At 72.1% G+C, this 13,830-nt stretch carries 13 protein-coding genes and 1 pseudogene; 9 read left to right on the top strand and 5 right to left on the bottom strand.

The genetic code is table 11. The features are described from left to right. Positions 1 to 38: 38 nt before the first annotated feature. Positions 39 to 539: a roadblock/LC7 domain-containing protein gene (locus tag O7616_RS29265; RefSeq protein ID WP_282257178.1), complete on the bottom strand. Its 501-nt coding sequence runs from the start codon at positions 537 to 539 to the stop codon at positions 39 to 41. Positions 540 to 792: 253 nt separating this feature from the next. Here O7616_RS29265 and O7616_RS29260 point away from each other — a divergent pair, with 253 nt between their 5' ends. The 3 genes from O7616_RS29260 to O7616_RS29250 are packed head-to-tail and all read left to right on the top strand — an operon-like array spanning position 793 to position 3,318. Continuing rightward, the gene (locus O7616_RS29260; RefSeq protein WP_282304906.1) at positions 793 to 1,146 is read left to right on the top strand and encodes a VOC family protein; all 354 of its coding nucleotides are present in this window, start codon (positions 793 to 795) and stop codon (positions 1,144 to 1,146) included. A gap of 42 nt (positions 1,147 to 1,188) precedes the next feature. Next, positions 1,189 to 2,454 carry a deoxyguanosinetriphosphate triphosphohydrolase gene (locus O7616_RS29255; RefSeq protein ID WP_282304905.1) on the top strand — a complete coding sequence of 422 codons (1,266 nt, stop codon included), beginning with the start codon at positions 1,189 to 1,191 and terminating at the stop codon, positions 2,452 to 2,454. Between the two features lie 15 nt (positions 2,455 to 2,469). Continuing rightward, positions 2,470 to 3,318: a siderophore-interacting protein gene (locus O7616_RS29250; RefSeq protein WP_282304904.1), complete on the top strand. Its 849-nt coding sequence runs from the start codon at positions 2,470 to 2,472 to the stop codon at positions 3,316 to 3,318. Between the two features lie 7 nt (positions 3,319 to 3,325). On the opposite strand, the gene O7616_RS29245 is transcribed toward O7616_RS29250, so the two are convergent. Continuing rightward, a complete protein-coding gene (locus O7616_RS29245) occupies positions 3,326 to 4,531 on the bottom strand; it encodes a low temperature requirement protein A (RefSeq protein ID WP_282304903.1) in 1,206 nt (401 codons plus the stop codon). Positions 4,532 to 4,643: 112 nt separating this feature from the next. Between O7616_RS29245 and dnaG the strand changes: the two are divergent. Both dnaG and O7616_RS29235 read left to right on the top strand, forming a co-directional pair. Further along, a pseudogene (gene dnaG / locus O7616_RS29240) lies at positions 4,644 to 6,543 on the top strand (DNA primase). After that, entirely contained in the window at positions 6,544 to 7,080 is a 537-nt protein-coding gene (locus O7616_RS29235) for a hypothetical protein (protein ID WP_282304902.1), read from the top strand. 9 nt (positions 7,081 to 7,089) lie between these two features. On the opposite strand, the gene O7616_RS29230 is transcribed toward O7616_RS29235, so the two are convergent. Together O7616_RS29230 and O7616_RS29225 are read right to left on the bottom strand one after the other, a co-directional pair. Next, positions 7,090 to 8,097 (bottom strand): TAXI family TRAP transporter solute-binding subunit, encoded by a 1,008-nt coding sequence (locus tag O7616_RS29230; protein WP_282304901.1) that lies wholly within the window; start codon positions 8,095 to 8,097, stop codon positions 7,090 to 7,092. Further along, a complete protein-coding gene (locus O7616_RS29225; RefSeq protein ID WP_282304900.1) occupies positions 8,094 to 10,589 on the bottom strand; it encodes a TRAP transporter fused permease subunit in 2,496 nt (831 codons plus the stop codon). The genes O7616_RS29230 and O7616_RS29225 overlap by 4 nt, the downstream gene beginning before the upstream one ends. 161 nt (positions 10,590 to 10,750) lie before the next feature. On the opposite strand from O7616_RS29225, the gene O7616_RS29220 reads away from it, so the two are divergent. Together O7616_RS29220 and O7616_RS29215 are read left to right on the top strand one after the other, a co-directional pair. Next, the gene (locus O7616_RS29220) at positions 10,751 to 11,683 is read left to right on the top strand and encodes an ATP-binding cassette domain-containing protein (protein WP_282304899.1); all 933 of its coding nucleotides are present in this window, start codon (positions 10,751 to 10,753) and stop codon (positions 11,681 to 11,683) included. 118 nt (positions 11,684 to 11,801) lie between these two features. After that, on the top strand, positions 11,802 to 12,341 hold the full coding sequence (locus O7616_RS29215; protein WP_282304898.1) for a hypothetical protein: 540 nt from the start codon (positions 11,802 to 11,804) through the stop codon (positions 12,339 to 12,341). A 21-nt stretch (positions 12,342 to 12,362) separates the two neighbouring features. On the opposite strand, the gene O7616_RS29210 is transcribed toward O7616_RS29215, so the two are convergent. Then, positions 12,363 to 12,590, bottom strand: coding sequence for a flavin reductase (locus O7616_RS29210; RefSeq protein ID WP_282304897.1), 228 nt, complete (start codon positions 12,588 to 12,590; stop codon positions 12,363 to 12,365). A gap of 265 nt (positions 12,591 to 12,855) precedes the next feature. On the opposite strand from O7616_RS29210, the gene O7616_RS29205 reads away from it, so the two are divergent. After that, entirely contained in the window at positions 12,856 to 13,644 is a 789-nt protein-coding gene (locus tag O7616_RS29205) for a helix-turn-helix transcriptional regulator (protein WP_282257191.1), read from the top strand. Continuing rightward, complete coding sequence (locus O7616_RS29200; RefSeq protein ID WP_282304896.1) at positions 13,635 to 13,829, top strand: DUF397 domain-containing protein; 195 nt, start codon at positions 13,635 to 13,637, stop codon at positions 13,827 to 13,829. The genes O7616_RS29205 and O7616_RS29200 overlap by 10 nt, the downstream gene beginning before the upstream one ends. Position 13,830: the final 1 nt, after the last annotated feature.

Below are 13,830 nucleotides of genomic sequence, written 5' to 3'. Positions count from 1 at the left end.
GTCGGCGGCGGACCGGACGGCCGGTCCGCCGCCGACGCTCAGATCGGCGGGCGACGCCAGGTGGGCCGGGACGAGCGGCGCAACTGCGCCGGCAGGGTCGCCATCGGGGTACGCACGGCCAGCGGCCCGTGTGCCTCCGGCACGGCGGTGCCGCCGACGCCTCCGCCGCGCCGGTCGACGACGGTGCCCGCTCGACGGGCCACCGCTCGGGCCTCCTCGTGCAGCGCCTCCAGATCCGCCGCGGGCGACACGGTGACCAGGGTCAGCAGGGCGGTGCGCCCGGCCGGGTAGGTCACCACGCACCCGCTGGTCGTGCGGACCACCGACTCCCGGAACTCGCCACATCGGACCGTGTCGGCCACCCGGTGGCCGAGCCCGAAGCTGGCCGCGGCGAGGGCGGCGAGATGGGTGGCGTCGGTGCTGGGTAGGTCGCTGGAGATGAGTAGCCCGTCGGTGCCGGCCAGGACCGTGCCGGCGATCTCGGGTCGACGGCGGCGTAGCCCGCGTAGTTCCGTTCCCACCACCGGGTCTGCGTGCACGAGATTCTCCCCTTACCGGTCGGGATCCGCGTGTCGATCGGCTGGTCACGTTCCGCGCCGGGAACGCTACCGGCTGCCACCTCCGCCCGCGAGCCCATAACCCTCGGCGATCGGACGGCAACTGCGGACCGATCGGCGGTTGTGGGCCCATCGTCGATGCGTCGGGGGCGGGCCGAGAAGCTGCGGCGGGCGTAATCTTGGCTCGCTCGCACACGGCCGATTGTGGAGGCCGTCGAACGGGAAGGGTGACTGCATGACCAGTGTCTGGGAGAGCCTCACCGTCGATGCCCGCGATCCGGCTCGGCTGGCCCGCTGGTGGGCCGAGGCGCTCGGCTACCAGGTGATCGCCGAGAAGATGGACGAGGTGGAGATCCGGCAGTCCCCCGACCGGTTGCCCGGCCTGGTCTTCGTGCCGGTGGCCGACGGCAAGGAGCGCAAGAACCGACTGCACCTCGACCTGCGCCCCGCCGACCAGGAGGCCGAGGTCGAGCGGCTGGTCGACATGGGCGCCCGGCACGTCGACATCGGCCAGGGCGACGTCGAGTGGACGGTGCTCGCCGACCCGGAGGGCAACGAGTTCTGCGTCCTCCGTGAGCGCGAGGAGTGAGCCGGTTTTGCGAGCCCCGCAGTCGCGAACAACGGCGGCTGCGTGGGAAGTGAGCTTGCGGCGGCGGAGGCCCGGCTGGTCGAGGAGTCGCCCAAGGACACCGGACACCGCCGCTCACCGTACGAGCGTGACCGTGCCCGGGTGCTGCACTCCGCGGCGTTCCGACGGCTGGCCACCAAGACCCAGGTGCACACCGCCGGCACCGACGACTTCCTGCGTACGCGGCTGACCCACTCGCTGGAGGTGGCCCAGATCGCCCGGGAGATGGGTGCCCGGCTGGGGTGCGACCCGGACGTGGTGGACGTGGCCGGGCTGGCCCACGACCTCGGGCACCCGCCGTTCGGGCACAACGGTGAGGCGGCCCTGGACCTGCTGGCCACGCCGTGCGGCGGCTTCGAGGGCAACGCGCAGACCCTGCGGGTGTTGACCCGCCTGGAGGCGAAGGTGCTCGCCCCGGACGGCTCGTCCGCCGGGCTCAACCTGACCAGGGCGTCGCTCGACGCGATCGGCAAGTACCCCTGGCCGCGCCGCCCCGGCGAGCGCAAGTTCGGGGTGTACGCCGACGACGCGGTGGTCTTCGACTGGATCCGGGACGGTGCGCCGGGCGACCGCCGCTGCCTGGAGGCGCAGGTGATGGACTGGGCCGACGACGTCGCGTACTCGGTGCACGACGTGGAGGACGGCATCCACGGCGGGTACGTGACGCTGCGCCCGCTGCTGGCCGACGCCGACGAACGGGCGGCGCTCTGTGCCGACGTGGCCGGCGCGTACTCGGTGGAGTCCGCCGCAGACCTGGCCGAGGTGCTGGTCGAGTTGCTGGCCGACCCGCTGCTCGCCCCGCTGGCCGGGTACGACGGCAGTCATCGCGCGCAGGTCGCGTTGAAGGCGACCACCAGTGGGGTGACCGGGCGCTTCGTGTCCGCCGCGGTGGCCGCCACGGAGGAGCGGTTCGGGCCCGGGCCGCACCGCCGTTACGCCGCCGACCTGGTGGTGCCCCGGCTGGTGCGGGCGCAGTGCGCCCTGCTCAAGGGGATCGCGCTGCGGTACGTGATGCGTCGGTCCGGCTTCCGGGGCCGCTACGAGCGGCAGCGGACGATCCTGGCGGAGTTGGTCGCCGCGCTGGTCCGGCGGGCGCCGGACGGGCTCGACCCGACCTTCGCCGCGCTGTGGCGGGACGCCCCGGACGACGCGGCCCGCCTGCGGGTGGTCGTCGACCAGGTCGCCTCGCTCACCGACCCGGCGGCCGTGACCTGGCACACCCGTCTGGCGGGTGGGAGCGCACCGCCGACTCACCACGGGGCAGCTTAGGCTAGCCTAACCGGCATGACGGAACGCCCCAGGAACGTCACCTCGGCCCGGGTGCTGCGCACCGAGCGGCCCACCCCGCACCTGATCCGGCTCGTCCTCGGCGGGGACGAGCTGGCCGGTCTGCCGGTGGGCGAGTTCACCGACCACTACATCAAGGTGGTGTTCCCGCAGCCCGGCGTCGCGTACCCCGAGCCGTTGGACCTCGCCGCGATCCGCCGGGACCTGCCCCGGGAGCAGTGGCCCCGGCTGCGCGCGTACACGGTGCGGCGGTGGGACCCGCTGGCGCAGGAGTTGACCGTCGACGTCGTGTACCACGGCGACGAGGGGTTGGCCGGTCCCTGGGCCGCCGCGCTGCGCCCGGGTGACCCCGTGCACTTCGTCGGCCCCGGTGGGGCGTACGCCCCGAGCCCGGAGGCGGACTGGCACCTGCTGGTCGGCGACGAGAGCGCCCTGCCGGCGATCGCCGCCGCGTTGGAGCGGCTGCCAGTGGGTGCCCCGGCCCACGTCTTCGTGGAGATCGCCGACCCGGAGGAGGAGCAGAAGCTGCTCAGCCCGGGAGCGGTCGAGGTGACCTGGTTGCACCGCGGCGAACGCCCGGTGGGCGAGGCGCTTGTCGCGGCGGTGCGGGCGTTGGAGTTCCCGGCCGGTCAGGTGCACGCCTTCGTGCACGGCGAGGCGGCCTTCGTCCGGCACCTGCGCCGGCTGCTGCGCGGCGAGCGGGGTGTGCCGCTCGACCGGCTCTCCATCTCCGGTTACTGGCGGCGTGGCATGGACGACGAGGGTTGGCGGTCCACCAAGGCCGACTGGAACCGGCAGGTGGCGGCCGAGGAAAAGACCACCGTCGAGGCGGCCCGGGCCGCCTGAGGGCCGCTCATCCCTCGGGCGTGCGGTCGGCCTGGCCGGCTCGGGCGAGTCGACGGCTGAGCAGCACCGCGTACCCGACGACCGCGAGCGCGAGCAGCCACAGCATCAGCCTCGGCTGGTGCACCGTGGCGGTGATCAGGGAGACGGACACCACCCCGTAGGCGGCGATCGCCAACCGGGCGGCGCTCGGCCGGGTCCACAGCCAGTACAGCGCCAGACCGCAGAGCGTCCAGACCACCATCGACGCGCCCAGCAACAGCCGCAGCTCCAGTGGCAGGTGGTTCGCGTTGTCGTCGACCAGCCGGACCACCTGCCCCAGCGCCCATCCGAGCAGCAGCAGCGCCCCGCCGAGCGGGATGTGCAGATAGCTGTACGCCTGCCCGCCACGTAGCCGCCGCTGCAGCAGGCGGGTGGTGACGAACGTGGTGTACACCCACCAGACGGCCGCCGGGATCAGGAACGCCAGCGCGGCGGTGAGGATCATGTGCGGCGGGGGGTGGTCCGGCACGGCGAAGAGCAGGCTGGCCAGCGCGCTACCGAGCACGATGATGGTGAACTGCCCGATCCGTTCCGGCAGGTGCCTGTTGTCCACCGGCCAGTTGTTGAGCCAGCGCAGACCCACCCACGGCGTCGACAGTTCGATGACCATCGCGACGACCCACAGGACCGGGCGCAGCTCGCTGGGCGCCGCCAGCGACGCCAACCAGATCAGCCAGCCCGACCCGAAGCCGATCAGGTAGACGGTCGTCACCGTGCGGGCCATCGGACCGGTCGGGCGGGCCCGCAGGTACAGCAGCAGCAGCACTCCCCGCACGATCAGGTACCCGACCGGCAGGAGCACGCTCTCCGGAACCTCGTCGACGCCGAGCGTCATCGCGCCCGCGCCGATCAACGCGACGAGCACCAGCAGCCGGTGCGGCGCGTCGTCCGGATCGAACCGGGTGTCGTAGTAGACCTGCCCCATCCAGGCCCACTGGATCACCACGAAGAGCCCGATCACGGCCAGCACGGCCGTCGGCGACGGGCTCGGCTCGTCGCCCAGTCGGCGCACCACGGCCGCCAGCGCGTACACGAAGATGAGGTCGAGGAAGAGTTCCAGCCAGGTGGCGTGGCGGTGCCCGGCCTCGTCCGCCTGCGGGGCCCGTCCGCCCAACCCCATCCACGCGGCCACCCATCCGGGCAGGTGGGGGGCGGTCCTCCGTACCCTGCGCATCTGGTCATGGTCCCCGGCGGACCCGGCCTGCGGGCCGGAACCGCCCAGCCGGCAGCGGCGGTCGCCACACCGGCGTCCCCCGGGCGGCGTGTCGACGGTCGGGCAGGGCAGGATGTACGGCGAGGGGGTGGCGCATGGCTGGGCGGATCCGGGACGAGGACATCGCGCTGGTCCGGGAACGCACCTCGATCGCGGATGTGATCTCCGAGACCGTCACCCTGAAGTCCGCCGGCGGCGGCAACCTCAAGGGTCTGTGCCCGTTCCACGACGAGAAGAGCCCGTCGTTCAACGTCTCACCGGCCCGCAACGTGTGGTACTGCTTCGGCTGCGGGGCCGGCGGCGACGCGATCAAGTTCCTGATGGACGCCGACCACCTCAGCTTCGTGGAGTCCGTCGAACGGCTGGCCGGACGCGCCGGCATCCAACTGCGCTACGTCGAGGACGACCGGAGCACCCCGCGCCCCCGACCGCAGCAGGGCCAGCGTCAGCGCCTCGTCGCCGCGCACGCCGCGGCCGTCGAGTTCTACCGGGCGCAGCTCGGCACGGCGGGCGCCCGACCGGCACGGGAGTTCCTGGCCAAGCGGGGGTTCGACCGGGCCGCCGCCGAGCGCTACGGCTGCGGCTTCGCGCCGGACGGCTGGGACCTGCTCACCAAGCACCTGCGCCAGCAGGGTTTCACCCACCAGGAGCTGGTCACCGCCGGGCTGTCCCGGGAGGCCCGCTCCGGCAGCCTGATCGACAGGTTCCGCCGCCGGCTGCTCTGGCCGATCCGCGACCTGGCCGGTGACGTGATCGGCTTCGGCGCGCGCAAACTCTTCGACGACGACGACGGCCCGAAGTACCTGAACACCCCCGAGACGCCGATCTACAAGAAGTCGCAGGTGCTCTACGGCATCGACCAGGCCAAACGGGAGATCGCCAAGCAGGGTCGGGCGGTGATCGTCGAGGGGTACACCGACGTGATGGCCTGCCACCTGGCCGGGGTGACCACCGCTGTGGCGACCTGCGGCACCGCGTTCGCCGCGGACCACATCGCGGTTCTGCGCCGCCTCCTGTTCGACAGCGACGAGGTGGCCGGTGAGATCATCTTCACCTTCGACGGCGACGCCGCCGGTCAGAAGGCCGCGCTGCGCGCCTTCGAGGACGACCAACGGTTCGTCGGGCGCACGTTCATCGCCGTCAGCCCGGACAACATGGACCCGTGCGACCTGCGGCTGGCCAAGGGCGACCTGGCGGTACGGGACCTGGTCGCGCGCCGCGAGCCGCTCGTCGACTTCGCGCTGCGGCACGTGATCGGCCGCTTCGACCTGGACACCGTCGACGGCCGGGTCGAGGCCATGCGGCACGCCGCGCCGCTGGTCGCGCGCCTCAAGGACCGGGAGAAGCGCCCGGAGTACGTCCGCAAGCTCGCCATGGACCTCGGCATGGAGATCGAGCCGGTGCAGCGGGCGGTGCTCGCCGCCGCCAACACCCCGCAGCCCGGCACACGCGATGCCGCACCCGCCCGCCCCGCACCGGCCCGCCCCGAGCCGGAGGTGGACAGCCCGCAGTCGATGGTCGAGCGGGAGGCGCTCAAGCTCGCCCTCCAACAGCCGGTCCTGGCCGGGCCGATGTTCGACGCGGTCGAGGCGTCGGAATACCGCCACCCGGTGCACATCGCGGTGCGGACGGCCATCGCGGCGGCCGGTGGCGCCGCGTCGGCGACCGGCGGCGCGGTCTGGATCGAGTCGGTCCGGGACGCCTGTGACGACCTGGCGTCGGCGGCGCTGGTCGGCGAGTTGGCGGTGGAGCCGCTGCGCATCGACGGTGAGCCCGACCCGCGCTATGTGTCGATCACGATGGCGCGGGTGCAGTTCGGGTCGGTGACGGCGCGGATCCGTGATCTCAAGTCGCGCATCCAGCGGATCAACCCGGTCAACAACAAGGACGAGTACTTCGCGGCCTTCGGTGAGCTGCTGTCCCTGGAGCAGCACGCCCGGGCGCTTCGCGAGCAGGCTGCGGGAGGGCTCTAGATGGGACTGTTCAACCGCAAGCCGAAACTGCCAGCGGCCGACCGGCCTCCGCTGACCGCCGACGAACGGGTGCTGGCCTGGGCGGCGGTCGGCAACGGCGAGGGCGACGGCGTGGCGGTCGCCACCAACCTCGGGCTGTGGCTGCCCGGCCGGGGGCACCGGCTCGGTTGGCACGACATCCTCAAGGCCGTCTGGTCCGGCCGGGAGCTGACCGTCACCCCAGCCGAGACCGTCCTCGGCCGCGACGGCTACACGGTGGTCGCCGACGGCCCGGCCGAGACGTACTTCCTCCTCGACCCGCGGGAGCTGCCCCACCAGGTGCGGGCGCGGGTGACCCGCTCGGTCGCGTACACCCAGCACCAGCCGGTGCCCGGCGGCGCGGCGCGGGTCGCGGCCCGCCGCACGGCCGGGGCCGACGGTCTGACCTGGACGGTCCGACTCGACCCCGGCACACCGGCGGACGACGAGGCCGTGCTCGCCGAGACCGACCGTCTGGTCGGTGTGGCCCGCGCCGCCACCGCACCCGCCGACCTCTGACCCGTCGGGTCAGTTCGCGCCGAGGTCCGTCAACGCCTTGTCGGCGCCCCGGTGCAGCGGCACCGGCAGGGTCCTGCGGGCCCTCTCCAGCGAGATCCCCTTGGCCGCCGGGTTGGCCTGGGCCAGGGCGTCGCGCTTGTCGAACACCGTCCGCGTGATCGCGCAGGCGACGTTGGCGTCCAGGTCCTTGCGGACCAACAACACATTGGGTACGACGATCGTCGGGGTGTCGGCCGCCGTCTGGTACGCGTCCCGCCCGATCGTGCCCTCCTGGTAGCCGGGGCTCAGCGCGGCCATCTTCGGCAGCAGCGGCGCGAGGTCGACGAACCTCACCGTGTCGCCGGCCGTGGTGAACAGGTCGGTGAGGCCCCCGGTGGGCAGACCACCGGACCAGAAGAACCCGTCGACGCTTCCGTCCTTGATCCCCTCGACCGTCTTGGTCAGGTCCAGGCGCTGCGCCCGGATGTCCTTCGCCGGGTCGAGACCGGCGGCCTCCAACAGCCGGTTCGCGATCACCTCCGTGCCGGACTTCGGCGAGCCGGTGGAGATGCGCTTGCCGCGCATGTCGGCCACCGAGGAGATCCCGGAGTCGTTGCGGACCACCACCTGGGTGTAGTTGTCGTAGATGCGGGCCAGCGCCTGCACCGGCTGCGGCGAGGTGAAGCTGCCCTTGCCCTCGACCGCGTTCACGGCCGTGTCGAACAGCGAGAACGCCACGTCGTACTGGCCGGCGACGAGCTGTTCGACGTTCTGCACCGAGGCGCCGGTCTCGGCGGCGGTGCCGGTGAGCTTGCCACCGGTCGCCCCGGACAACTGCCCGGCCAGGGCGTTGCCGACCACGTAGTAGACGCCCGTCGCGTTGCCGGTGGCGATGCCGACGCGGGTCTCCTTGGTCACCTCGCAGGTGACCTCGCTGGCCGTGTCGTCGGTCGCCGCACCGCCCTGTTGACCCCCGCAACCCGCGACGAGGGCGAGCACGCTCAGGCCCGCGGCGAGCCGTACGTCGATTCGTCTCACAGTTTCTCCTCCACAGGATCGGACGGTTGTCGGTCGGCGGATCGGCGTCGCAGGAACACACCGGCCGCCGCGACGGCGGCCAATGCCGTGCCGACGGTGACCGGCACGGGTTCGAGCCAGAGCAGGGTGACCCCGGCGAGCGCGCCCAGCACCCGCTCCGGGGCGCCGACCGGGCCCACGCCGGGCAACCACCCACCGGCGGCGACGGCGAGCACCGCCACACTGAGCGCGGTGACCACGGCGGCGAACGCGATGCGCCGGACCCCGCCGACGCCGAGCAACCCCAGCCCGGCCGGCGTGATGACGAACGCGATCGGGGTCAGGTACGCGGGCAGCGCGTACCGGAGGGTCTGCCACATGGTCGGCACCAGACGGCCGCCGGTGACCGCGGCGGCGGCCACCGCGGCGAGCGCGGTCGGCGGCGACACCTCGGACAGGACCGCGAAGTAGAAGACGAACATCGCCGCGGCGGGCGCCGTCACACCCAGGTCGAGCAGGGCCGGGCCGACGATCACCCAACCGATCACGAACGAGGCGGTGACCGGCACGGCCAGGCCGAGCAGGCTGAGCGCCACGGCGGCGAGCAGCGCGGTGAGCACCAGGACCAGTGTCGGGTCCGAGGTGACCGCCTCCGCCCCGCCGATCAACAGCGCCGCCGCCTGCGGCCCGAGACCGGTCTTCGTGGTGGTCGCGGTGATGATTCCGGCGGCGGCGCAGACCGCCGTCACCGCGAGCACGCCGCGTACCCCGGTGACGAGCGCGGTCACCAGCCGGGCCGGGGTGAGCCGGTGCGCACGGTCTTGCCCGGGGGTGTTCGTCTGGCCTCGCGCGGGGGCCAGGAACGACAGCGCGACGGCCAGGATGGTGGCGAAGACGACGGCCCTCGTCGCGGACATGCCGACCGCGAGGAAGACGATGATGGCGATCAGCGAGGCGAAGTGGTAGCCGAAGCGGGCCAGCAGACGCCACGGCGACCCGACGTCGATCACGACCGGCCGCACGCCGGACCGGCGCGCGTCGATCTCCACCGAGAGCAGGATGCCGAGGTAGTAGAGCACCGTCGGGACCGTCGCCCAGCCCAGCACCTGGAGGTACGAGACGCCCAGGTACTCGGCGATGATGAACGCCGCAGCACCCAGGGTGGGCGGGGAGAGGATCGCGCCCACCCCGGCCGCCGCCAACATGCCACCGGCCCGTTCCGGCGGATAGCCCGCGCGGCGTAGCAGCGGCCAGGTGACCGCGCCGATGCTCACCGTCGTCGCCGCCCCGGAGCCGGAGACGGTGCCGAGCAGGAAACCGGAGGCCACCGCCGTCCGCCCGGCGGCGGTACGCGAGCGGCGGAACGCGGCGGCGGACAACTCGACGAAGAACCGCCCGGCCCCGGACAACTCCAGCACCGCGCCGTAGATGGTGAACAGCACGATGTACGAGGCGGCCACGTCCAGGGGAGTGCCGTAGAAACCGCTGTCGGAGTTGTAGAACGCGTCGACCAGTTGGCTGAAGTCGAGGCCGGCGTGGGCGACCGGCCAGGACTGCGGCAGCAGCCCGCCGTAGTAGCCGTAACCGAGGAACAGCAGGCACACCGCCGGCAGGATCCACCCGGTGGTGCGCCGGCATGCCTCCAGCAGCAGGAGCAGCAGGACGGTGCCCAGCACCAAATCCATCGGCGCCAGCAGGCCCTGCCGGTCGAGGAAGGCGTTGTAGCCGCCGCCACCCGTACCGATCGTCATCGGCAGGACGGGGTAGAGACAGGCTGCCGCGGCCAGCACGACCAGCACCCAGTCGGCGACGGTGGGCCGTGCCCGGGTGCTTTCGCTATCGCGGTCGGCGTTGTCGCGGTCGGTGCTGTCACGCCGCCGCCGGGCGCGGAGCCGGGCCGGCAGCCGCAGGTCGGCCGGGTAGGCAAGAAAGACAAGAGGGAGTACGCCGGCCAGGAAGATGATCAAGTAGTACTTGCTGCCCTGCGACAGTGGGCGGAACACCTGCCAGTGAGCCAGTGCGCCGACCGCCAGCGACACCCCGGTGAGGAGCAGACCCGCCAGCCCGGTCAACACCCGGCCAGGCTTCTCGTCCTCGAACTGGGCGGCGAGGTCACGGGTTGCCTGTTCGGCGACGGAGCCGCCGTCGGCGGAACGAGCCCGGTCGGCTGTGCTCAGGTGGACCGTACTCGGGTGTGGTCCGGTCGCGTCGTTGCCGATCGGGTCGGGCCTGGAGGTGTCGTTGCCGGTCGGGTCGGCCCTGGGGGTGTCGTTGCCGGTCGGGGCGGGCTTGGACGCTTCGTCACCGGTCGGGTCGGGCCTGGAGGTGTCGTTCTCGCTGTGGTCCGGCTCGGTCGGGTCGGTGGCCGGTTGGGTCGGGTGGACGCCGTCGGGCTCGGCCGTCGGACGTGGCCGGGGTACCGCACGGTCGGCGCTCGCCGTGGGCTCACCAGCGGGAGAGTTGGCTGGTCGGGCAGGGGACGACGATCCATCGGGCGTGCTGATGGGCGACACGAAGGGACGATACACGTCGATCGGTCGCCGGGTGGGGCATTGATCGGCGTTTCGGCCGCGCGGTCCGCCGAGGGCGGTGCGGCGGCGGTGGTGCGCGGTCGGCTGGTCGTGGGCGGATATTTGCGTGGAGGGCTGTCGGACCCGGCGGTTAGGGTCGGGCGGTGACTTCGAGGCGACCACTGATTCAGGCTCGTGGGCTGGTGAAGCGGTTCGGTGACTTCACCGCGGTGGACGGCATCGACGTCGAGGTGCTCTCGGGTGAGGCGTTCGGTTTCCTCGGGCCCAACGGCGCCGGCAAGTCCTCCACCATGCGGATGGTCGGCTGCGTCTCGCCGCCCACGGCCGGTGAGCTGCGCATCCTCGGCCTCGATCCGGTGGCTGACGGCCCGGCGATCCGGGCGCGTCTCGGTGTGTGCCCACAGTTGGACAATCTCGATCCGGAGCTGACCGTCCGGGAGAACCTGACCGTCTACGCCCGCTACTTCGGCATCTCCCGCCGGGCCGCCCGGGAGCGGGCGGCTGAGCTGCTCGACTTCGTCCAGCTCACCGAGCGGGCCGACAGCAAGGTCGAGCCGTTGTCCGGCGGGATGAAGCGGCGGCTGACCATCGCCCGTGCCCTGGTCAACGACCCGGAGATCGTGCTGCTGGACGAGCCGACCACCGGGCTCGACCCGCAGGCGCGGCATTTGGTGTGGGAGCGGCTGTTCCGGCTCAAGCAGCAGGGCGTGACGCTGGTGCTGACCACGCACTACATGGACGAGGCGGAGCAGCTCTGCGACCGGCTGGTGGTGATGGACGGCGGGCGCATCGTCGCGGAGGGCTCACCGCGCGCGCTGATCGAGCAGCACTCCACCCGTGAGGTGGTCGAGCTGCGTTTCGCCGCCGAGTCGCAGGAGCCGTTCGCGGGCAAGCTCGCCGGGCTGGGGGAGCGGGTGGAGGTGCTGCCCGACCGCGTCCTGCTCTACGTGTCCGACGGTGACTCGGCGGTCGCCGAGGTCACCGCGTTGGGGCTCAATCCGGCCAACGTGCTGGTGCGGCGCAGCGGCCTGGAGGACGTCTTCCTGCACCTGACCGGTCGCACCCTGGTCGACTGACCGTCCACAAGGGATTGGTGGCAGCTCAGCCGTACGTCCTCCGGTGTGTCACACCGCTGACCTGCCAACGATCACGCTCGGCTGGAAACACGAGCCGCAACCCGACCATGGGGGTTTCATGTCCGAACTGGTGATCGCCAACCGACGTCAGGCCGGGCTCACCGCTCTCTACCTGGGCGTCTTCGCGATGGTCTGGTTCAGTGTGCCGGCGGCCGAACAGCCGCTGCGGGCCCTGCTCGTGGTGGGCAGCATCGCCGCACTGCTCAGCGCCGTGCTGGGAGGTGTGCTGGCCGCCCGACTCCGCGGTGCCGGCAGCCCCCGGGACCGGGCAGCCGACCGCCCGTACCTGCTCATCGTCGTCACCGAGTTCGCCGCCGCCGGGCTGGGTGCCGCCGTGCTGGTCGCCGCCGGCTGGTCCGAGTACGTGCCGGTGCTGGTCTGCCTGGTGGTCGGCCTGCACTTCTTCCCGCTCGCCCCGCTCCTGCGGGATCCGCTGCTTCGTCCGCTCGGCGTCGCGCTGTGCCTGGTCGCGGCGGCGGGGCTCGTCACCGGCCTCGCCTCGGCGGTCTCCGCGGGTCTGGTGGTCGGCGTCGGCGCGGGACTGCTGCTGCTCGGCTACGCAGTGCAGGCGCTGGTCCGCGCGTACCGACCGGCCTGACCGAAGGCCGACGAGCACCGCTCAACGGGCTCTGGCCCAGGTGACGAATCGGTCGGTCAGCGGTTCGTGTCCAGGCAGATCCCCGGCCGCTTCGTCCAGCAACGCGGCGAGGTAGATGAGCAGGCCGGTGCGGTTGTCGCGATACTCACCGAGTAACGACAGGCGGGCGGGCGAGCACGGCCACGCGGCACCGCAGGCCCGGCACCGCCAGGACGGGCGTGCCGCCACGTGCGGGCGGTAGCGGGGCATCACTGCCCGCCACCGTCATGAGCCGACCAGGTGAGTCGCGCGAAGGAACCTCCATCGGTGGGTGGGAGCGCCCCGGACCGGGGGTCCCGGGGCGCTCCCGGCCTGGTTCCGCCCGCCGTCCGATCCCGTGAGCGGTTCCGCTGGGTGACAGTCTGGTGATCCCGCGACTACGGTGGGAGGTTCCGCATGTCGACGGCCAGCGCGTACGTCGGGCGGTCCGGCACGGTATGAAGATGTACGGAGGTTGTCCGTGGAGAGTTCGTCCATGCTGGAGCACTTCGCGGAGGAACTGCGGCTGGCCCGAGCCTCCAGCGGCATGTCGCAGGCAGGGCTCGCCGACGCGCTGAGCTACTCGGGTGCGCTGGTCGCCAAGGTGGAGACGTCCGAGCGTCGACCGAGTCTGGACTTCGCGCGACGGTGTGACGCCGTGTTCCAGGCCGACGGACGGTTCGAGCGCATCCAACGGCGGATCAGCCGCGAGACCGTCGTACCGTGGTTCCGCGACTGGGCCGGCATCGAACAGGAAACCACCGCCCTGCGCTCGTTCGAGCCGCTTTGTGTGCCAGGTTTGTTGCAGACCGAGGGCTACGCGCGCGCCCTACTGACCGGCGGCGGGCTGTTCGCGCCGGACGAGATCGAGCAACAGGTGACGACCAGGCTGGACCGGCAGGCGCTGCTCGCCCGTGACCGACCACCGCTGCTCACGGCCGTGATCGACGAGCACGTGCTGCGCCGAACCGTCGGCGGGCCGGAAGTCATGCGCGAGCAGATCCAACACCTCGTGAAACTTGGCTCGACGATCCCCCGGGTCCGAATCCAGGTAGTGCCGACCTCCGCTGGTGCTTACGCTGGGCTCGGAGGGCCTTTCGTGATCGCTAGCTCGGCGCAGGGAGAGGACCTTGTCTACCTCGCCGGCCAGCGTCACGGGCAGGTCATCGACCGATCCGATTACGTGCGTCAGATGGTCGAGGTATGGGAGTCGATCCGGGGTGAGGCACTATCGCACGGGCAGTCCCTTGATCTCATGGCAGAAGTGGCGGAGACATGGATTTGACCGGTGCCTGGTGGCGCAGGAGCACTCGTAGTGGCCCGGACGGCGGTAACTGTGTGGAGGTTGCCGACAATCTGTCTGGGCTGGTGGCCGTCCGGGATTCCAAGGACCCGGCCGGGCCGGTGCTGGTCTTCACGCCCGAGGCGTGGCGCACGTTCGTCGGGTCCGATTCCGTCCGCCGGGTGTGAT

Origin of the sequence: Micromonospora sp. WMMD964 (assembly GCF_029581455.1) — a bacterium.
GTDB lineage: Bacteria > Actinomycetota > Actinomycetes > Mycobacteriales > Micromonosporaceae > Micromonospora.
This window is presented reverse-complemented; position numbering and strand designations above follow the sequence as displayed.